This is a genomic window from Burkholderia sp. Bmkn7, from assembly GCF_041103175.1.
GTDB lineage: Bacteria > Pseudomonadota > Gammaproteobacteria > Burkholderiales > Burkholderiaceae > Burkholderia > Burkholderia cepacia.
On the sequence record NZ_JBGCUH010000002.1, the window covers coordinates 3,242,481 to 3,260,894 of the forward strand.

Here is an 18,414-nt window from a genome sequence, read left to right on the forward strand (position 1 = left end):
GCTTGCGTCACTGCACGAAGGCGCCGACCGTGAAGTACGGATTACTCGTATCGTTCATGTCGAGGAACCCGAACACGCCGCCGGTGAACACGAACTTGCCGGTCGCGGGCCCCGACGCCGCATCCGCATGCACGGTCGTGACGACACCCGGCACCTTCTGCGTGAAATCGAGGTTCAGTGCACGCGTGAGCGCGGCCTGCGACGCGTTGAACGGATCGAGCAGCGTGGCCTGCGCGCCGACGAGCGCGGTCGCGCGGTAGTTGAACGCGCTGTCGACACCCGTGTACTCGCCGTTCTGCGAGCCTTGCGTGATCGCCGTCTGCGGGCTCAGGAACGAGATGCCCGATTCGTCGTCCGCGCTCGGCGAGCCCTGCGTCAGGTCCGCATTCGCCGCGCCGGTGCGGATGAAGATCGGCACGAGCTGGTTGCGCAGCTTGCCGACGATCAGGATCCCCTTGCCGGCCTTCGCGGGATCGACCGCCGCGAGCGTCGGCGGAATCTGCGGCAGGTAGTTGAGCGACTGGAACGCCGGCGCATCCGGACGCAGCGTGAACGGCTGGTTCACGGTCGCGCTCGACGCGAGCGGCTGCCCGCCGTTCTTCTTGCCGAAGTTGTCGGTCTCGACGTAGCTGCCGTCCGCGTTGATCGTCACCTGCTGGTCGAGCGCCACCGGCTGGAAGCTTTGCGACGGCACCTGGTGGTAGCCGAGCTGGTTGTACTTCCCGGCGATCTTCGTCAGGTCGGTTTCCAGCGACGAGAAGCTGATGAACGGGTAGTACGGGAACGTCGTCTTCGGGATCTTGCCGACGCCGATCACGCCGTCGAACTGGATCGTCGCGCCGGGGATCGCGCCGCCCAGCACGCCTTCGCCGAGGAACAGCCGCGCGGGCCGGCTCGGGTCGAGGCTCGCGTTCTGCATCCGGAACGTGCACTGGTTCAGCTTCACCGTCGGCAGCCCCGTCTCGTCGGCCAGCGTGCCGTCGACCACATTGGCGGGCGCAGTATCGCGCGTCGGCTGCACGGTGCCCGTCGTGGTCGGCACCGGCGACGCAAGATAGGTCATCCGGTACGTCATCTTCGTCGTGTCGAGCTGCACCTTCACGAGTTCGCCCGATCCCGAGCCGCCGATGAACACCGTGTTGTAGTCGATCGTCTGCGGGCACAGCCGGACCACCGGCGCGGGCGGCGGGTCGCCGTCTCCGCCGCACGCAGCCAGCACGGGCGCGAGCGATGCAGCGGCCATCCATTGCTTCACATTCATAGGAATCCTCTTGAAATTCGATTCGCCGGCGGCGACGCATGCGCCGCCGGTGTTACGTGTTCAATACAGGGTTACTGGACGAACGCGCCGACCGTGAAGAACGGGTTGACCTGGCTGTTGTTGACGACCATCGCGTAGACATTGCCGGCCGTCACGAGCCAGCCCGTGTCGCCCTTCTTGAAGATCGCCACGTTGCCGCTCGCGCCCTTCGCGTTGAAGTCCTGCGTGGCCGTGACCTTGATCTTGCCGGGCGTCGCCTGCGTGTAGTCGAGCCCGAACTGCGAGGTCACCCCCGACGTCTGCGGATCGATGAACGCCGCGGTACTGCCCTGGAACAGCGTGGACGTATAGTTCGCGGCCATCGTCGAGACGGCCGTGCCGTCATCGCAACTGCCTGCTACCGAATAGAAGGTGTTATTGGTGAAGACACCGGGCAGGTCTGGGTGCGGAATGTTCGGGTTGAAGCTCGGCCCCGGCGACGTCACCTTGTTCGCCTGGCCGCTGGATGTCACAACGCCGCATGCGGATGCGCTGGTCGCACCGATATATCCCCCCTTCAGGGAGTTCGCGGCAATCGCTTTCGTCGACGCCAGCATCGAGATGCCGACTTCGGCATCGGCGACCGATGCGAACAGATTGACCGTATCGACGTGCGTATAGCCGACACGAATCACGATCGGCACAAGTACGCCGTTCAGCCTGCCGACGATCATGATGCCTTTCGCCTGACTCGGTGCAATGATCAGCGTCGAGCCCTGCCCCGCGATCGGATACCCCTGCCCCACCGGATTGCTCACGAATACATTGTCTGCCGATCCGTCCGCGTTCTTGCGCTGCGCCCACGGCGTCCCGGTCGTCTGACACGAGTAGTCGCTGCCCTGCGTGATAGAACACGAACCGTCCGCATTGAACGTCTGATTCCAGTTGACGACGTCGGGCTCCCAGCCGACCGGCCCGGTCGGGCTCTGACCATCACCGCCGATCGGCGACAGATGGATGCCGACCTCGTTGTAGTTGCCCGCCACTTTCGTGAAGTCGGTTTCGGTGTCGGTGAAGCCGATGAACGGATAGAAATCGAAGGTGCGCGACGGTACGACGCCGAGCGTGATGCCCGGGAGCAGCGGGATACCGGCGAACGCAATCGTCGCCCCCGGAATCCCGCCGCCCACCACGCCATTGCCGACGAACAGCATCGGCGGATCCGCACGGTTGATCGTCACCGAATACGCGCCGTCGCTCGTCGCGCCGCTGTCGAGCACGAACGCACAGCGGTTCTGCTCGGCGGTCGGGAGCGTGGTCGGATGATGGAACGCGCCGCTGATCGTCAGGCCTGCGCGCGTGTTGTTGACCTGCCCTGCCGATGTCGGCACCGACGATTCGATGAACTGCATCTGGTAGGTCATCTTCGTCGTGTCGAACTTCACCTTCACGTACTCGCCGCTGCCTGCGCCACCCGTATACGTCGTCGTGTAATCGAGCGCGTCAGGGCACAGCTTCGTGACGACGGGCGGCGTCGTGACGGAACCGCTCGGCCCGCATGCGCTCCCCGAGCACTGCGGCACGTTGATCGGCCCCGGATCGTCGCCGCCGCCGCAACCGGCGACGAACGGCAAAGCGATGACCGCGCACGACAGGATCGCTTTCCGCCATTCAGGAATACAAATCATCAACCCCTCCTTTTCAGGTACGACAAGTCTCGTCCGGACAGGCTGCATGGCCCGCCGGTTGGTATCGCGCCGCCGCACGAACGCGCGGCGCATGACGGTGTGCGCCAGGTTGCCGCGATGCCGGTCAGGCAAATGCGGCACGCGCCGCGGCGGCAGGCAAGCGCTCTCCCGCGGCGCCGTCATGCGGCACGGCGCCGTGAGAACAATCGAAACGGGATGTGGTTCGCCGCTACACGGCGATATGACAACGCAGGTACGCGACCTGCATCGCGCCTGCGTTCAGCGAAAAAACGGGAAACGGCAGTCCGACTGGCCCCGCGGATAGGCGTCTCATCAATTGGTCTCCATCCGTACGCTTGATTCGTTATCGTGATGCGTCGTTTGACGAGACTATGATCGGACGATTCCTACAAGTAAATGGATGCAGAGTTCCAAACGGCCGAAACCGCGCAATCGCAGTGCGTGCCGGGGATTTGACAGATTTTCAAACAGCCTTCAATTTATTTGCTCAGACAAATACATGGCCCGTGTAACACGCGTTTGAATAATCATGGCCGATCCCGCGCTCTGCCTTGCCGGCCGGCCCTCGACGCTCCGCCCGCATGCTGCGGCGCAACCTCATACGTCGACGATCGCGAGCGTGCCGTGGCTGCCCGGCAGCACCGCGTGAGGCGTGCCGGCAAGCGCCAGGTACATCTGCCCGGCCTCGACGACGACCGTCTCGCCCCCGACCTCGAGCATCATCCGGCCGTCGAGCACCAGCAGCCCCTCGTTGTAGTCGTGCACTTCCGCTTCGTAAGCCTGCGCATCCATGCGCAGCACCTTGATCCTGGCCGGCCCGACCTCGCCGACGATCGTGGATTTCCACGCGACGGCCTGTGCGGCCGCCACGGATTTGAAATCGATCAAAGACATGCGTTTCGCTCCGTAAACGATGAAAGGAACGCATTATCGCGAGCGCGGCACACGCCGTCCCGGTACGGCGCGACGGGCTTCGGGCGGCACAGTCGGCCGGCCGCGCCGCATCCGGGCGGACACGCGATCGCCTCCCTGTTCGCGGAAAATGGCGCTCATTGTTCGCAAGCCGCAAATAAATCACCCACGTTATTGGGTAATGCGCCGTCAATTCGCGCCAATCCGACACCGGTAATGCTCGCCCTTTCCACGAGAATGCATTTCCATCTGTCGATTGCTAATATGGCGATCCCGCGATCCCGCACCACAACGCCGTTCGACATGACGCCCGTTCGCCATGCCGTCCCCGGTCCCGGCCGCTTCGCAGCGGCGGCGGCGCCGGGCACGCGCGGCGCACACCGTTGCGCCGGCCGGCCGTGCCATCCGTGAGCATGCAACCGATCCTTTCCGTCTCCGACCTCTCCAAGACTTACGCGTCCGGCTTCCAGGCGCTGAAGCACGTGACCCTCGACATCCGCCCCGGCGAGATCTTCGCGTTGCTCGGGCCGAACGGCGCCGGCAAGACGACGCTGATCGGCTCGATCTGCGGCATCGTCACGCCGACCTCGGGCCGCGTGACGGTCGGCGGCCACGACATCCGCGATCACTACCGCGCGGCCCGCGAAATGATCGGCCTCGTACCGCAGGAACTGACGACCGACGCGTTCGAAACCGTCTGGGCGACCGTGTCGTTCAGCCGCGGCCTGTTCGGCAAGGCGCCCGATCCCGCGCATATCGAGAAGACGCTGAGGGCGCTGTCGCTGTGGGACAAGCGCGACAACAAGCTGATGACGCTGTCGGGCGGCATGAAGCGCCGCGTGATGATCGCGAAGGCGCTGTCGCACGAGCCGCGCATCCTGTTCCTCGACGAGCCGACGGCCGGCGTCGACGTCGAGCTGCGCCGCGACATGTGGAAGCTCGTCGATTCGCTGCGCGAAAGCGGCGTGACGATCCTGCTGACCACGCACTACATCGAGGAAGCCGAGGAAATGGCCGACCGGATCGGCATCATCCTCGGCGGCGAACTCGTGCTCGTCGAGGAGAAGCGCGAGCTGATGCGCAAGCTCGGCAAGAAGCAGCTCACCGTGCAGCTCGAGCACCCGCTCGCGGACGTGCCGCCCGCGCTCGCGCCGTTCGGCCTCGAACGCGCGGACGACGGCACAGCGCTCGTCTACACGTACGACTCGCAGCGCGACGACGCGAGCATCGCGACGCTGATCAACGCGCTCGGTTCGGCCGGCATCGGTTTTCGCGACCTGCATACGACGCAGAGCTCGCTCGAGGACATTTTCGTCAGCCTGATCGACAACCGCCGCAACGGCGTGCAGCAAGGAGCCTGACGCATGAACCTGCATGGAATCCGCGCGATCTACCGCGCCGAAATGGCCCGCACGCGCCGCACGCTGATGCAGAGCATCATCGCGCCGGTGATCTCGACGTCGCTGTATTTCGTCGTGTTCGGCTCCGCGATCGGCTCGCGCATCAGCGACGTGAACGGCATCGGCTACGGCTCGTTCATCGTGCCGGGGCTCGTGATGCTGTCGCTGCTGTCGCAAAGCATCTCGAACGCGTCGTTCGGCATCTACTTCCCGCGCTTCACGGGCACGATCTACGAGATCCTCTCCGCGCCCGTGTCGTACTGGGAGATCGTGATCGCGTATGTGGGCGCGGCCGCGTCGAAGTCGATCCTGCTCGGCGTGATCATCCTCGCCACGGCCGGCCTGTTCGTGCCGCTGCACATCCTGCATCCGTTCTGGATGGTGCTGTTCCTCGTGCTGACGGCGGTCACGTTCAGCCTGTTCGGCTTCGTGATCGGCATCTGGGCCGACAGCTTCGAGAAGCTGCAGCTCGTGCCGCTGCTGATCATCACGCCGCTCACGTTCCTCGGCGGCAGCTTCTACTCGGTCGACATGCTGCCGCCCGCGTGGCGCGTCATCACGCTGTTCAACCCGATCGTCTACCTGGTCAGCGGCTTCCGCTGGTCGTTCTACGGGCTCGCCGACGTGCACGTGTGGATCAGCCTCGCCGCGACCGCGCTGTTCCTCGTGATCCTGCTGGCGATCGTCGCGTGGATGTTCCGCACCGGCTACAAGCTGAAGAACTGATGCAAAGCGGCCGCATCTCGCGCCGCCGCCGATGACGCATTTGGGCAAGCAGGCGGCGTTTTTCCTCTGATGCGGCATTTTGTGGTCGCGTCTACTGAAGACGAAGCATCGGGGCCGCGAAGCACGCGCTTCGCGGCCCCTTTTCATTTCAGAGGACGCCATGCCCGCCGCCACCGCTCCCGCCTCCGCCGCCGCCCGGCTCGAACGCCTGCCGTTCTCCGGCTATCACAAGCGGATCTTCTTCATCATCGCGATTGCGTTCTTCTTCGACTCGGTCGACCTCGGCACGATGACGTTCGTGCTCGGCTCGATCCGCAAGGAGTTCGGCCTGTCGACCGCGGCCGCCGGCCTCGTCGCGAGCGCGAGCTTCTTCGGGATGGTGCTCGGCGCGGCCGTCGCCGGCCTGCTCGCCGACCGCTTCGGCCGCCGGCCGGTATTCCAGTGGAGCATGGTGCTGTGGGGCGCGGCCTCCTACCTGTGCTCGACCGCGCAGAGCGTCGACGCGCTGATCGTCTACCGCGTGCTGCTCGGGATCGGGATGGGGATGGAATTCCCGGTCGCGCAAACATTGCTGTCCGAATTCGTGCCGACCGAGAAACGCGGCCGCCTGATCGCGCTGATGGACGGCTTCTGGCCGCTCGGCTTCATCACGGCCGGCATCGTCGCGTATTTCGTGCTGCCGCAGTTCGGCTGGCGCACGGTGTTCGCGCTGCTCGCGATTCCCGCCGTGTTCGTGCTCGTCGTGCGCCGGATCGTGCCCGAATCGCCGCGCTGGCTCGAGCATGCGGGCCGGCACACGGAAGCCGACACGGTAATGCGCACGATCGAGGCGAAGGTGATGCGCTCGGCCGGCGTCACGACGCTGCCGCCGCCGTCGCGGCTTGCGGAACCGGTCGTGGCACGCGGCCACGGCGCGCTGCGCGAGATCTGGAGCGGCGTGTATCGTCGCCGCACGGTGATGGTGTGGCTGCTGTGGTTCTTCGCGCTGCTCGGCTTCTACGGCCTCACGTCGTGGCTCGGCGCGCTGCTGCAGCAGGCCGGTTTCGAGGTCACGAAATCTGTGTTCTACACGGTGCTGATTTCGCTCGGCGGCGTGCCGGGCTTCCTGTGCGCCGCGTGGCTCGTCGAACGCTGGGGGCGCAAGCCGACCTGCATCGCGTCGCTGATCGGCGGCGGTGCGATGGCATACGCATACGGCCAGAGCGCGCTGTACGGCGGCAGCACGACGCTGCTGATCGTCACCGGCCTCGCGATGCAGTTCTTCCTGTTCGGGATGTGGGCCGCGCTGTACACGTACACGCCCGAACTGTACGGCACGGGTGCGCGTGCGACAGGGTCGGGCTTCGCATCGGCGATCGGGCGCGTCGGCTCGCTGATCGGGCCTTATGTGGTCGGCGTCGTGCTGCCGGTGTTCGGCCAGGGCGGCGTGTTCACGCTCGGCGCGCTGTCGTTCGTCGCGGCGGCAATTGCAGTGTGGACGCTCGGTATCGAGACGAAGGGGCTCGCGCTGGAACAGCTCGCGGCAGGCGACGAAGCGGGCGGCGGCGGCCGGTATGCGGCAGCGGCCGACAAGATGTCCTGAACGCCGAGTCGACGACCCGGGCGTGCTTTCCGGCTGGCATGGCGTTCAGCGCCGTGCCGGCCGCTGCGTGAACTGACAGGATTCGCGCCCGATCACACACGACATCCCGCGCGTGCTCGCCGGCGCGATCGCGCATTGCGAGGCCGCCGCCGCGTAAGCCGTGGAGGCGGCCACCCGACGACGGTCCGGCTGGCTCCGGTCAGGCGCCGGCGACGACGAACTCTTCGGCCGCCTTGCGCTGGACCGCGGCCATCACCGCCAGTTCGCGCTTGCTGCGCGCGTCGCCGGACACGACACCCGTCGCGTTCTTCGCTTTCGCACCCAGCGGGAAAAAGACAAACGACGCGCCGGCCGGGGCCTCCGGTTCCGCGCGCAGGCGTTTGTTCAGGATTTTCAGGTACTTCTTCTTCGACACTTCCTTAGCAGCCATGGCACCCTCCGCGTGAACGTGGTGGGGATCAGCATACCAGTTTTGGCACAGGGCTCCGCCGCATCGCCCGCCGGCGCGTGCATCCCCGAATATTCGTCGGAACCGATGTCGATTCGCGTCGCCGTCGCGCGTCGTGTTGTCGTAACCGATCGTTTTGCCGTCGGCGCGGCCGGCGGCGCCCCCTCATTCCTTTCAAGGAGATACGACCATGCGCGTCCTGGTAATCGTCAAGGCCACCGCCGATTCCGAATCCGGCCGGATGCCCGACCCCGAAATGATCGCCGCGATGGGCCGGTTCAACGAAGAACTGGCGAAAGCCGGCATCCTGCTCGCCGCCGACGGCCTGCACCCGAGCATGCGCGGCAAGCGCGTGCACTTTGCCGGCAGGAACCGCACCGTCATCGACGGCCCGTTCGCTGAAACGAAGGAACTCGTCGCCGGCTTCTGGCTGTGGCAGGTGAAATCGATGGAAGAAGCGGTCGAATGGGTGAAGCGCTGCCCGAACCCGATGCCCGGCGACTCCGACATCGAGATCCGCCCGCTGTTCGAGGCCGAAGATTTCAGCCCGGCATTCACGACCGAGTTGCAGGAACTGAAAGCGCGGCAGAGTGCGCAAGCGGAGGCGGGGAAACACGCGTAAGACGGGCGGCGCCGGACGGTTTCACATGACCGCCGGGCGCGCCCTGTTTTTTGAGTGTGCGCGGCTCATGCGCGTTTGCGCGGCACCGCGAGCCGCTCGACCGCCCCGCCGGTCACGTCCCGGAACAGCCCGGCATTGCCGTACGCCCGCGCGGCAAGCATCGCGCCATAGACCAGCGCCACGAACGTCGCGGCCTCGGTCTGCACCGACACGTCCGGCTGCACGATGCCGTCTTTCACCCCTGCCTCGAGCACGCGCACCAGCCATGCGGCAAGGTCGTCGAAATGCGCCTTTACGGCCCGCGCGACTTCGTCAGGCAGCGCCGGCAGCTCCGCGCCGAGCATGCCGGCCACGCAGAACGGCGCGCTGTCGTCCGCGATGCAGCGTTCCCAGTAGCCGATGTATGCGCGCATCTGCACCAGCGCGTCGGCGCCGCTCGCGTCGAGCAGCGCCATGTCGGCATCGAATTTCGCCTGCGACTGCTGCAGCACGGCGACCGCCAGGTCCGCCTTCGTCGGGAAGTGGTGGTGAATGCTCGCCTTCCGGATGTCGATCGCGTCGGCGATGTCGGCGTAACTGAACCCGCTGTAGCCACGCCGCATGATCAGTTGCCGCCCGGCCTCGAGAATGCGGCCCGCCGTACTGTCCCCCGTTACCGTCATATCTGCCTACCATCTAGTCGGATGAAAAAAAGGGATAGTTTACCGCCCTGAGATACTCTTTTCCAGCCGTGATTTTTCATTGCATCTCACCCTACCTACTAGTAGGATGAGCGTATCGACAGAACGAGATAGCTGTCGATATCCGACGGTTTCCTACCCTGTCTTCCTTCTGGAGAATGAAAATGAAGCGTTTTTCCCAAGTCCGCCAGATCGCCGCGGCACTCGCATTGTCCGCCGCCGCGCTCGGTTCGCATGCGGCCGTCGCGGCCCCCGTCAAGAACGTCGTACTGGTTCACGGCTACTTCGCCGACGGTTCGGGCTGGCAAGCCGTCTCGAACATCCTCACGCGCGACGGCTACAAGGTTTCGGTGGTTCAGCAACCCGAAACGTCGTTCGACGACGACGTGAAGGCGACCCGGCGTGTCGTCGACGCGCAGGACGGCCCGAGCATCCTCGTCGGCCACAGCTACGGCGGCGCGGTGATCACCGAAGCCGGCAACGACGACAAGGTCGCGGGCCTCGTCTACGTGGCCGCGTTCCAGCCCGACACCGGCGAAAGCCCGCTCGACCTCACCAAGAAGACGCCGCCCGCGACGAAGGCGATCAAGGCCACCGAAGACGGCCACCTGTATTTCGACGAAGCGTCGTTCCACGCCGACTTCGCGGCCGACGTGCCGGCCGCCGAAGCGAAATTCATGGCGATCTCGCAAGTCACGCCGGCCGCGCAGTCGTTCGGCGTACCCATCACGCACGCCGCATGGCGGACGAAACCGAGCTGGGCGGTGGTCGCCTCCGCGGATCGCGCGATCAACCCCGAGCTCGAACGCTTCATGACGCAACGCGCCGGAAGCAAGACGATCGAACTCAAGTCGAGCCACGTGGCCTACATCTCGCATCCGGCCGAAGTCGCGAAGCTGATCGAACAGGCCGCCAGGGGCGCCGGCAAGGAGTGATGCCGCGCATCGCCCGACTTCCCCGGTTGACGCTCCCCACCGGGTAACGTATCGTTTTGATACGTTACCCGGCGAACGCCTTCCATCATGCATTCCCGTTTCGACCGCTTCCGCACCACCGCGCTCGGCGCCCAGCTCGAAGCACTGATCGCTCAACCCGAGCGCTACGTCGAATTCGCGGCGCTGTCGCGCGTGGGCGTCGCCGCGATCGGTGCGATCCAGCACGAGATCGCGCTGAAATTCCCTGAAATCGAAACCGACACGACGGCCCGCCAGTTCTGCGGCGCGATGGTCGCGGACGTCATGCGCCGCCACGGCCACGACGTCGTGCAGGCGCGCGGGCGGCTCGGCGGCACGCTGTTCAGTTACGGCGCGGTGTTCAGCGCGCATCCGCAGTTGCTGCCGTTCGCCGGTGTCGTCGCCGCGCTGGCGCAACTGCCCGATCGGCTCGCCGCGTATGCGGCGCACGTGCCGGCCGCACTGCGGACGCGCCGCCCCGACGGCACGGGCTTCTCGCTCGTCGAGCATGCGTGCCACCTGCGGGATCTCGACGCAGTGTTCGCCGAACGCATCGACGCCGTACGCACGCTCGACTTGCCGGTGATCGCCTCCGTCGACGGCACCGCACTCGCCGCGCAACGCGACTATCTCGCGCAGCCGCTCGACGCGGCGGTCGCGGCGTTCCGCACGGGCCGCGCGGCGCTGTGCGCAGTCGCCGCCGCGCTCGATCCCGCGCAGCTCGCACGCTGCGGGCTGCGCGACGGCATCCGCCGCATGTCGCTCGACGAACTCGTGCGCGAACTGCTCGATCACGACCGCACGCACGTGCTCGAACTCGACGAACTGCTCGCCGAACTCGCATTGCCGCCCCTTCCTTGCCCGCCCGCGCCATGACCCAGCCCACGCCCGTCGTCTTCATTCACGGTTTCATCGGCACGCTCGACGTGCGCGGATGGAACGGCCCGCATCTCGCGCCCGACCTGCTCGGCTACGGCGCATATCGCGCGGCGCCATTCGACGCGATCTCGCTTGCCGGCCAGATCGACCATATGCGCCAAACCGTCGATGCTCACTTCGGCGCGCAGCCGGTCGATGTCGTCGGCCACTCGGTCGGTGGCGCGATCGCGATGCTGTTCGCGCATGCGCACCCGGAACGCGTGCGGCGGATCGTCAACGTCGAAGGCAACTTCACGCTCGACGATGCGTTCTGGTCGGCGTCGGTCGGCCGCATGACACCCGACGAAGCCGATGCGATGCTCGACGGGCTGCGCGCCGATGCGCCCGGCTGGCTGCGCGGCGCGATCGACGCGCCGTCGCCGGCCCAGCTCGACGACGCCCGCCGCTGGCTCGCGCATCAGCCTGCATCGACGCTGCGCGCGATGGGCCGCTCCGTCGTCGCGACGACAGGCGAACCCGGCTACCTGCAGGCGCTCGCGCAGGTGTTCGAGCGTCATCCCGTCTGGCTCGTCGCCGGCGAACGCTCACGCACGGGCTGGCACGTGCCCGACTGGGCGCTCGCGCACTGCGCCGGCTTCGACACGATCGCAGGCTGCGGGCACTTGATTCCGGCCGAGCGGCCGGATGCGTTTCGCGATGCAATCGCGCGCATCCTGGGCGCAGCAGGAAACTCCGGTCGTCAGGCGGGGAAAATGTCGAAACCGTATGATTCGCCGAAATTTGGTTGAAAGGCGCGGTTGCTAGAGTCACCGGAACAGGGTTTTCCCGGCGCCCGACGCCGGACTGGGTCGACACATGCAACGATCGATGCACCTGGCACGTACCTTCTGGCTGCTTCTGCTGCTGGCCGTCACGAGCCCTGCCTTCGCGTTTCATGCGCGGGTCGTTGCGATCCCGAGCGCTGCGATGAGCGAGACGCTGAAGGCGACGATCGTGCTGCCCGACGATTACGCGCGCGACAACCGCGGCAACGAACGCTATCCGGTCGTCTATCTGCTGCACGGCTCGGGCGGCGACCATACCGACTGGACGTCGAACACGCACATCGCCGCGCTCGCCGACCGCTATCACGTGATCCTCGTGATGCCCGACGGCGGGCACGAAAGCTGGTATATCGACAGCCCGTTCGATTCGGGCAGCCGCTACGAAACCTTCATCGGCGATGAAGTCGTGTCCTACGTCGACCTGCATTTCCGTACGATCGCGACGCAGCACGCGCGCGCGATCACCGGGCTCAGCATGGGCGGCTTCGGCGCACTGCGCATCGCACTCGACCGGCCCGACACGTTCGGCGCGGTCGGCAGCATCAGCGGCGCGGTCGATCCGCGCTGCTGCGCGGACGAGCCGGGCATCGACCACGTGTTCGGCGATCCCGAACGCCATTCGTCATTCTGGAACCGCAACGTGATCGTCGAAAGCGCGCGCGCGTTCGTGCGCGCCCATCTCGACCTGGCGATCGATTGCGGCCGCGACGATTCATTCGTCGGCTCGAACCGCACGCTGCACGAACGCCTGCTCGCGCTCGGCGTGCCGCACGACTATACGGAGCGGCCCGGCGGTCATACGTGGGATTACTGGGCGAATGCGATCCGCTACCAGATGCGGTTCTTCGCGACCTCGTTCCAGCATCGCGGTTACGCGTACCATCCCGCACCGGCTGTGCCGGAGATGACGCGCGCGGGCTGACGCGTACGCCGCGCGGCCCGCTGAACCCGGTGGTACGTTGCACTGGCATCGACCACCCGACACCTCCCATGCCGCGCGACAACCTGGCGGACCTCCCCGCCGTCATCGCCGTCGCGCGCAAGCGCAGTTTCACGCGAGCGGCCGGGCGCTGTGCGACATCGGTGGCGTTCGCGCTCGCATGGGTCATGAAGAACCGCATCGTCTGCTCGACGATCGCAGGGCTGCGCACCGATGCGCATCGGGACAGCGACATCGCTATGCTGACGCTCGAACCCGGCCGGACGACGAACGGTTCGTCGATTCGCTCGTGCCGCCCGGGCACACATCGACGCACGGGTATACCGATCCCGGCTATCCGGCCGAAGGCCGCAAGGTCTGAAATCTGAATAGTACGAACGAGATGCCGGGCTGCCCTGCCCGGCATGAAGAGGCGCGCGCGTCACTCGACGCGCGGATACATGGAAGCGGCGGAATCAGCTGTCGTGCGCAGTCGTATCGGCGCCGACCACGCGATCGAAGAACTCCTGCGCACGCGCCAGTTCGGCGAGCGCACGATCGAGGCGCGACATCGCGCGCGCGTATTCGGCCGACGAACCGTCGTCGTCGCTTTCGCCGCGCACGGCGCGAAAGGCCTGATCGACGTTGCGCGTCGCTTCGACGAAGCGTTGCGCGGCCCGGGCTTCCCGCGAACAGATGTGGGTCGACATCGACACTTCTCCCTCAGGGTTGCAGTGTGAAGCACGCCGACGCCCCGTGTGCGTGGTGCGCATGTCGGCAGCGCGAACCACGACCCGTCGATCGTCGACGCATCGGCCGCCGCGCAGCGCGCTTCGAGCCGATTGTCCCTCTGCACTCGCCGCTCCGCTATGGCGAGATTGCAACAAATTCTTGCGCGACGTACTGCGCGCGATTCGTCACGCGCGCCCGACGCGCGGATGTGCAAGGCCCGCGAACGCGGTCGCTTCGCCCGGCGACAGGTCGAACAGGTCGCCCGTGAGATCGCGCGGATGCTCGGCCGCCGGCCGGTTGCGCAAGCGCGCCACGTGCGTGGGCGCCACATACGCGGCCGCCGTTTCGATCGGCGGCACGTCGAACAGATCGCGTGTGACGCCGCGCACGGCGTCCGTCGGCGAACGGCCGCGCAAGCGCGCGACGAGTTCGACGAAACGATCGAAATCACCGGCGCGCGTCGCCTTGTTCACTTCCGCGAGATCGCGCGCCTTCAGCACGCACGGCTGGGCGAGCCGCACGAAATACGGGGCCTCGAGCTCGACCGACAGCGCGAGCGGATAGCTCTTGCCCGTCTGCTCCTTCGCTCGCCCGACGCAATCGACCACGGCCGCGCCCTGTGCGGCGCCGAGCGCCTTGCCGGTGCTCACGCTGCGCAGGTGATCGGGAAACACGCGCAATTGCGTGCCGACCGTCAGCGCGGTGGAGGACGCGCAGACGAGCGCGTAGTGCTGTTCGCGGCGCCGGCCCGACGGCAAGGTCGAGCGGCTCGCGATGAAGGTATGCGGCGGCAACGGCCGCACCTGCCCGCTCGCGTCGATCCACGCATTCCACAACAGCGCGTCCTTGCGCTCGCCCGCGCGCGGGCGCGACGCGACCGGCGAGAACAGCGCGAGCAGCGAACCCGTGCGATGCGCGGCGATCTGCGCGCTGTTGCCGAGCGGCTGGTTGATGCCCCACAGAAAACGCCCGCCCCCGAGCCGGCGCTCCCATTCCTTGCGGAGCACGACGGTCGGCAGTTCCTCGCCGGACTCGGTACCGATCTTGGTCCAGCAGAACGTGGGTGGGAGGTGTTTCAGTGTCATCAACTTTCTCGGGATACAGCCTCGCTGGTGACAGCAAGCCCATTCAACAGCCGTAACTGTATAGGTATAATGCATCGCATGGAAGCCCCGGACCAAGATTTTCCCGTACAAGACCTGTTGCGCCGCCTGCTGGCAGATACACGCTCGTCCAGTGAAATAGCGCGACTCTCCGGGGTCAGCCAGCCGACCGTATCGCGCCTGAGGCTGTCGAACGGGCATCGGCTGCGCCGCAGCGCGCCATTCAATAAGCTATGCAATTTCTACGGCGTCGATACCGAGCCATCGCGCCGCCAATACAACGACCTGTTGCGCGACGCGATCGTCGACGCGTGGGACGGATCGGACGAGCACGGCCGCGCGCTGCTGGTCGTGATCCAGGGGTTGAAGGGATTGCAGGCCAAGGCGGACGACGGATGATCGCCGGGCCGTGATGCGCGGCACATGGCGCGCGACCCGCGCGCCGCCGCTGCGCGAAGCAGGAAAGCCGGCAAGAAGGAAAAGAAGATGCCGTGCAACACCAGGCGTGCGATCCGCCCGGCTTCAATCGAAGGGAATCGAGCGCTGCGCCGAACGCGCGCGCTCCCGCCACACGACAGCAAGCAAACCTCGAGATCCGGCGTCGGAACGCCGCCGCGAAATGACAACGGACAGCGGACAGCTGACGCCGGCCGCGCCGGTTCTCGGCGACGCCTGCGCTTCGCCTGCATTGCGTCAATGCCTCATTCGTCAAGGATGACGAACGACTTACATCATCGTTTCCCGTTTATAAAAAACACCCTGAGAAGCGATTATCTAAACTTTTTAAACCCAATCAAAAAAAGTTTGACTCGTCGTTTTCTTTCTTGTTATCTTTCCCCGCAAGAAATCTCGCCGGGAAATCGAATCCGCATCAGGGAATCAACGGCCCGACAATCCACTTCCGTTTTTATTACGTTTCAAACGACAAGTAGCTGATTCGTAAGCCGCAGCACTCGCTCGCAATACACAGCTCCCGCTTCACCGGTCATCCCGTTCCGCTTCCGGCGGAAGAGGACGATGTCGACATCTCTCCCGGCTGACCGGGACATTCGATCTCGCCCGCAGCACCTCACACGAAACACGCACACCACGTCGTCGCTCGACAATGCATTGCCCGCTTATACGGATTTCATACATTGGATTCCTAATTAAGTGATAACGCAGTGAAGCATCCGCAACAGCAGATTGAAGGGAAACAGATGGCCGGCACGCGCGCCGTTGCTGCGACGCGAGCCGGCACGACAGCAGGCCGTGCGCGGGATCGACGTTCGCGAAACGCGAATCCGACACCCGGGCCGGCCTCCGATCTTGATGGTGGGAGGGGGAGGAAAACTCATGTCGCCGTGAATCACGCCGGTCGGTCCGGTCTTGCGTCAGGTTGCATGCGCCGCCCTGCCGCTACCCGCGATCCGGGTCGCGCGCTGCACCGGTTCTTCGTCGAAATCTCGGAGCTCACAATGCAGAGAACTCAGCACGTCAATCGCACACGCTCGCAACGCTTTGCCCTCGCCGCACTGCCGCTCGCGCTAGCCGCCACGCTGGCACCGCTGCCCGCCCAGGCCGCCACCAGCTGGGTGCCGACCCGCACCGCCGCTTTACTGCTGTCGAATGTGCCCGCCGCGGCTGCTTCGGCCGCCACGCAGGCCCAGCCTGCGTACTCGCTCAACAGCATCGGCACGCCGGCGCTCACCGACACGCACGTCACCCCGCTCGAACTGAGCCAGCCGCTGCATGTCACCGTGGTGCTGAAGAACCGCAACACCGACCAGCTCGACGCGTTCCTGCGCGACGTCAACCAGCCGGGCAGCGCGAACTACCGCAAGTACCTGACGCCCGCGCAGTTCAAGGCGCGCTTCGCGCCGACCGACGACCAGGTCGCGGCCGTCGTGGCCCACCTGAAGGCAAACGGCTTCAGCAACGTCACGGTGTCGGAGAACAACACACTGGTCTCCGCCGACGGCAACGCGACCAACGCACAAAACGGCTTTCACGCGAGCATCAAGCGCTTCAACTATCGCGGCAAGCCGGTCTTCGCGAACGATTCGGCCGCGTTGATCCCGGCGTCGCTCGGCCCGGTCGTCGATGCGGTGCTCGGCCTGCAGAACGCCGCCGTGCCGCACCGCCTGCTCCACCGCTTCGCGCCGGCCGCCGCCATCGAGCCGAACAGGATCGCGAAGAACGCGGCCGCCGCGTCGCAACAAGTCGGCCACCAGCCGACCGATTTCGCGAAGATCTACGATGCGAGCGGCCTGCCCGCCGCGACCAACACCACGGTGGGCATCATCACCTGGGGCGACATGACCCAGACCATCGCCGACCTGAACACCTTCACGCAGAATGCCGGCCTGCCGACCGTCAACACGGCCGTGGTCGCGGGCGGATCGGGCACGCTGGCCGACGACGGCGATCCGGGCGAATGGGATCTCGACAGCCAGGACATCATCGGCACGTCCGGCGGCGTCAAGCAGCTGATCTTCTACTCGGCGGTGAACGGCGACAGCAACGACAGCGGCCTCACCGACGCGACGCTGACCGCGGCGTACAACAAGGCCGTGACCGACAACAAGGCGACCGTCATCAACGTGTCGCTCGGCCTCGACGAAACCGCCGCGAACTCGGACGGCTCGCTCGCCGCCGACGACGCGGTGTTCAAGCAGGCCGTCGCGCAGGGCCAGGTCTTCTCGGTCTCGGCCGGCGACGCGGGCGTCTATCAATGGTCGACGTCGCCGCAAGGCGCGCCCGGCTACATCGGCACGTACAACGGCACGTCGGTCAGGACGACGATCAACCTGTCCAAGTACAGCGTGTCGTCGCCCGCGAGTTCGCCGTATGTCGTCGCGGTCGGCGGCACGACGCTCTCGACCACCGGCACCACGACGTGGGCCGGCGAAACCGTGTGGAACGAAGGCGTCGCGTACGCGGATCTCGACAGCAACGGCAACCCGGTCGACAACGCCGTGCGGATCTGGGCGACGGGCGGCGGCGTGAGCGCGTTCGAAACCGCGCCGAGCTGGCAGACGGCCGCGCTCGGCAGCACGGTGACGAAACGCGTGGTGCCCGACGTGGCGTTCGACGCCGCGCAATCGACGGGCGCGTACATCGTCATCAACGGGCAGGCCAACCAGCTCGTCGGCGGCACGAGCCTCGCCTCGCCGATCTTCGTCGGCGGCTGGGCGCGGGTCGAATCGGCGAACAACAACAGCCTCGGCCTGCCGACGTCGGCGTTCTACCAGAACTTCCCGACCAATACGTCGCTGCTCCACGACGTGACCTCGGGCAACAACGGTTATAGCAGCCACGGCTATACCGCGAAGGCCGGCTGGGACGACGATACGGGCTTCGGCAGCCTGGACTTCGCGAAGGTCAGCGCGAGTTCGGCGAAGTAAGCCCCCGGCACGATGCGGTGCGGCGAAGGTGCCGCATCGCATCGTCCATGCAACGCGACACCGCGTGAACGAGATCGACGAACGGACTGTCCTGCTCCCCGAGCGTGTGCATCGCGCCGGCCGCGCCGCCGGCGCCCCGAAAGCGCGCTTCCGCGCTCACCGCGCGGCAACGGATGCCGACGCGTTCGATCGCCTTGATCACGATCGCCGTCCACGATGCGATCGACATCGCGACGAGCAACAGCGCGACCGCGCGCGTCATCGGGTCACCCTGCGTCCATCCGTGCTCGATTCCATGG

Annotated in this window: 19 protein-coding genes; 11 read left to right on the forward strand and 8 right to left on the reverse strand. The window is 66.1% G+C overall.

What is annotated here, in order from left to right:
* Positions 1–7 precede the first annotated feature (7 nt).
* The 3 genes from AB3K92_RS20415 to AB3K92_RS20425 all read right to left on the reverse strand — a co-directional run bounded on the left by AB3K92_RS20415 (position 8) and on the right by AB3K92_RS20425 (position 3,843).
* Positions 8–1,261: a DUF2957 domain-containing protein gene (locus AB3K92_RS20415; RefSeq protein WP_059589774.1), complete on the reverse strand. Its 1,254-nt coding sequence runs from the start codon at positions 1,259–1,261 to the stop codon at positions 8–10.
* A 71-nt stretch (positions 1,262–1,332) separates the two neighbouring features.
* On the reverse strand, positions 1,333–2,928 hold the full coding sequence (locus AB3K92_RS20420; protein ID WP_369465709.1) for a DUF2957 domain-containing protein: 1,596 nt from the start codon (positions 2,926–2,928) through the stop codon (positions 1,333–1,335).
* A 618-nt stretch (positions 2,929–3,546) separates the two neighbouring features.
* A complete protein-coding gene (locus AB3K92_RS20425) occupies positions 3,547–3,843 on the reverse strand; it encodes a cupin domain-containing protein (protein WP_021160319.1) in 297 nt (98 codons plus the stop codon).
* A 431-nt stretch (positions 3,844–4,274) separates the two neighbouring features.
* Between AB3K92_RS20425 and AB3K92_RS20430 the strand changes: the two genes are divergently transcribed.
* From AB3K92_RS20430 to AB3K92_RS20440, 3 genes are all read left to right on the forward strand, one after another.
* Positions 4,275–5,222 carry an ABC transporter ATP-binding protein gene (locus tag AB3K92_RS20430; protein ID WP_021160317.1) on the forward strand — a complete coding sequence of 316 codons (948 nt, stop codon included), beginning with the start codon at positions 4,275–4,277 and terminating at the stop codon, positions 5,220–5,222.
* 3 nt (positions 5,223–5,225) lie between these two features.
* Complete coding sequence (locus tag AB3K92_RS20435) at positions 5,226–5,987, forward strand: ABC transporter permease (RefSeq protein ID WP_059620304.1); 762 nt, start codon at positions 5,226–5,228, stop codon at positions 5,985–5,987.
* A gap of 160 nt (positions 5,988–6,147) precedes the next feature.
* Positions 6,148–7,569 (forward strand): MFS transporter, encoded by a 1,422-nt coding sequence (locus AB3K92_RS20440; RefSeq protein WP_021160315.1) that lies wholly within the window; start codon positions 6,148–6,150, stop codon positions 7,567–7,569.
* A gap of 199 nt (positions 7,570–7,768) precedes the next feature.
* Here the strand turns inward: AB3K92_RS20440 and AB3K92_RS20445 are convergent, their stop codons facing one another.
* The gene (locus tag AB3K92_RS20445; RefSeq protein ID WP_021160313.1) at positions 7,769–7,999 is read right to left on the reverse strand and encodes a hypothetical protein; all 231 of its coding nucleotides are present in this window, start codon (positions 7,997–7,999) and stop codon (positions 7,769–7,771) included.
* A 208-nt stretch (positions 8,000–8,207) separates the two neighbouring features.
* Here AB3K92_RS20445 and AB3K92_RS20450 point away from each other — a divergent pair, with 208 nt between their 5' ends.
* A complete protein-coding gene (locus AB3K92_RS20450; protein WP_059494943.1) occupies positions 8,208–8,639 on the forward strand; it encodes a YciI family protein in 432 nt (143 codons plus the stop codon).
* Between the two features lie 65 nt (positions 8,640–8,704).
* On the opposite strand, the gene AB3K92_RS20455 is transcribed toward AB3K92_RS20450, so the two are convergent.
* Positions 8,705–9,301 carry a TetR/AcrR family transcriptional regulator gene (locus tag AB3K92_RS20455; RefSeq protein WP_059709392.1) on the reverse strand — a complete coding sequence of 199 codons (597 nt, stop codon included), beginning with the start codon at positions 9,299–9,301 and terminating at the stop codon, positions 8,705–8,707.
* 182 nt (positions 9,302–9,483) lie between these two features.
* On the opposite strand from AB3K92_RS20455, the gene AB3K92_RS20460 reads away from it, so the two are divergent.
* From AB3K92_RS20460 to AB3K92_RS20480, 5 genes are all read left to right on the forward strand, one after another.
* A complete protein-coding gene (locus AB3K92_RS20460) occupies positions 9,484–10,254 on the forward strand; it encodes an alpha/beta hydrolase (RefSeq protein WP_042975586.1) in 771 nt (256 codons plus the stop codon).
* Between the two features lie 87 nt (positions 10,255–10,341).
* Positions 10,342–11,148, forward strand: coding sequence for a DinB family protein (locus AB3K92_RS20465; protein ID WP_021160308.1), 807 nt, complete (start codon positions 10,342–10,344; stop codon positions 11,146–11,148).
* Positions 11,145–11,939, forward strand: coding sequence for an alpha/beta fold hydrolase (locus AB3K92_RS20470; RefSeq protein WP_369465710.1), 795 nt, complete (start codon positions 11,145–11,147; stop codon positions 11,937–11,939). The genes AB3K92_RS20465 and AB3K92_RS20470 overlap by 4 nt, the downstream gene beginning before the upstream one ends.
* A gap of 79 nt (positions 11,940–12,018) precedes the next feature.
* Positions 12,019–12,897, forward strand: coding sequence for an alpha/beta hydrolase family protein (locus tag AB3K92_RS20475; protein ID WP_059552768.1), 879 nt, complete (start codon positions 12,019–12,021; stop codon positions 12,895–12,897).
* Positions 12,898–12,965: 68 nt separating this feature from the next.
* Positions 12,966–13,283 (forward strand): hypothetical protein, encoded by a 318-nt coding sequence (locus AB3K92_RS20480; RefSeq protein WP_369465711.1) that lies wholly within the window; start codon positions 12,966–12,968, stop codon positions 13,281–13,283.
* Between the two features lie 87 nt (positions 13,284–13,370).
* On the opposite strand, the gene AB3K92_RS20485 is transcribed toward AB3K92_RS20480, so the two are convergent.
* A complete protein-coding gene (locus AB3K92_RS20485) occupies positions 13,371–13,604 on the reverse strand; it encodes a hypothetical protein (RefSeq protein ID WP_021160304.1) in 234 nt (77 codons plus the stop codon).
* Positions 13,605–13,811: 207 nt separating this feature from the next.
* Entirely contained in the window at positions 13,812–14,711 is a 900-nt protein-coding gene (locus tag AB3K92_RS20490; RefSeq protein ID WP_369465712.1) for a hypothetical protein, read from the reverse strand.
* A gap of 78 nt (positions 14,712–14,789) precedes the next feature.
* Between AB3K92_RS20490 and AB3K92_RS20495 the strand changes: the two genes are divergently transcribed.
* Positions 14,790–15,128, forward strand: a complete 339-nt coding sequence (locus AB3K92_RS20495; protein ID WP_021160302.1) for a helix-turn-helix transcriptional regulator — start codon at positions 14,790–14,792, stop codon at positions 15,126–15,128.
* Between the two features lie 1,058 nt (positions 15,129–16,186).
* On the forward strand, positions 16,187–18,115 hold the full coding sequence (locus AB3K92_RS20500) for a protease pro-enzyme activation domain-containing protein (RefSeq protein ID WP_369465713.1): 1,929 nt from the start codon (positions 16,187–16,189) through the stop codon (positions 18,113–18,115).
* Here the strand turns inward: AB3K92_RS20500 and AB3K92_RS20505 are convergent.
* Positions 18,093–18,377 carry a hypothetical protein gene (locus tag AB3K92_RS20505; RefSeq protein WP_175926569.1) on the reverse strand — a complete coding sequence of 95 codons (285 nt, stop codon included), beginning with the start codon at positions 18,375–18,377 and terminating at the stop codon, positions 18,093–18,095. The genes AB3K92_RS20500 and AB3K92_RS20505 overlap by 23 nt on opposite strands.
* Between the last annotated feature and the right edge of the window lie 37 nt (positions 18,378–18,414).

Coding starts and splice junctions, on each gene's coding strand:
- AB3K92_RS20440 (WP_021160315.1), top strand. CDS start 6,148: ATGCCCGCCGCCACCGCTCCCGCCTCCGCCGCCGCCCGGCTCGAACGC.
- AB3K92_RS20500 (WP_369465713.1), top strand. CDS start 16,187: ATGCAGAGAACTCAGCACGTCAATCGCACACGCTCGCAACGCTTTGCC.
- AB3K92_RS20460 (WP_042975586.1), top strand. CDS start 9,484: ATGAAGCGTTTTTCCCAAGTCCGCCAGATCGCCGCGGCACTCGCATTG.
- AB3K92_RS20450 (WP_059494943.1), top strand. CDS start 8,208: ATGCGCGTCCTGGTAATCGTCAAGGCCACCGCCGATTCCGAATCCGGC.
- AB3K92_RS20420 (WP_369465709.1), bottom strand. CDS start 2,928: ATGATTTGTATTCCTGAATGGCGGAAAGCGATCCTGTCGTGCGCGGTC.
- AB3K92_RS20445 (WP_021160313.1), bottom strand. CDS start 7,999: ATGGCTGCTAAGGAAGTGTCGAAGAAGAAGTACCTGAAAATCCTGAAC.
- AB3K92_RS20490 (WP_369465712.1), bottom strand. CDS start 14,711: ATGACACTGAAACACCTCCCACCCACGTTCTGCTGGACCAAGATCGGT.
- AB3K92_RS20430 (WP_021160317.1), top strand. CDS start 4,275: ATGCAACCGATCCTTTCCGTCTCCGACCTCTCCAAGACTTACGCGTCC.
- AB3K92_RS20415 (WP_059589774.1), bottom strand. CDS start 1,261: ATGAATGTGAAGCAATGGATGGCCGCTGCATCGCTCGCGCCCGTGCTG.
- AB3K92_RS20470 (WP_369465710.1), top strand. CDS start 11,145: ATGACCCAGCCCACGCCCGTCGTCTTCATTCACGGTTTCATCGGCACG.
- AB3K92_RS20435 (WP_059620304.1), top strand. CDS start 5,226: ATGAACCTGCATGGAATCCGCGCGATCTACCGCGCCGAAATGGCCCGC.
- AB3K92_RS20495 (WP_021160302.1), top strand. CDS start 14,790: ATGGAAGCCCCGGACCAAGATTTTCCCGTACAAGACCTGTTGCGCCGC.
- AB3K92_RS20465 (WP_021160308.1), top strand. CDS start 10,342: ATGCATTCCCGTTTCGACCGCTTCCGCACCACCGCGCTCGGCGCCCAG.
- AB3K92_RS20425 (WP_021160319.1), bottom strand. CDS start 3,843: ATGTCTTTGATCGATTTCAAATCCGTGGCGGCCGCACAGGCCGTCGCG.
- AB3K92_RS20480 (WP_369465711.1), top strand. CDS start 12,966: ATGCCGCGCGACAACCTGGCGGACCTCCCCGCCGTCATCGCCGTCGCG.
- AB3K92_RS20505 (WP_175926569.1), bottom strand. CDS start 18,377: ATGACGCGCGCGGTCGCGCTGTTGCTCGTCGCGATGTCGATCGCATCG.
- AB3K92_RS20485 (WP_021160304.1), bottom strand. CDS start 13,604: ATGTCGACCCACATCTGTTCGCGGGAAGCCCGGGCCGCGCAACGCTTC.
- AB3K92_RS20475 (WP_059552768.1), top strand. CDS start 12,019: ATGCACCTGGCACGTACCTTCTGGCTGCTTCTGCTGCTGGCCGTCACG.
- AB3K92_RS20455 (WP_059709392.1), bottom strand. CDS start 9,301: ATGACGGTAACGGGGGACAGTACGGCGGGCCGCATTCTCGAGGCCGGG.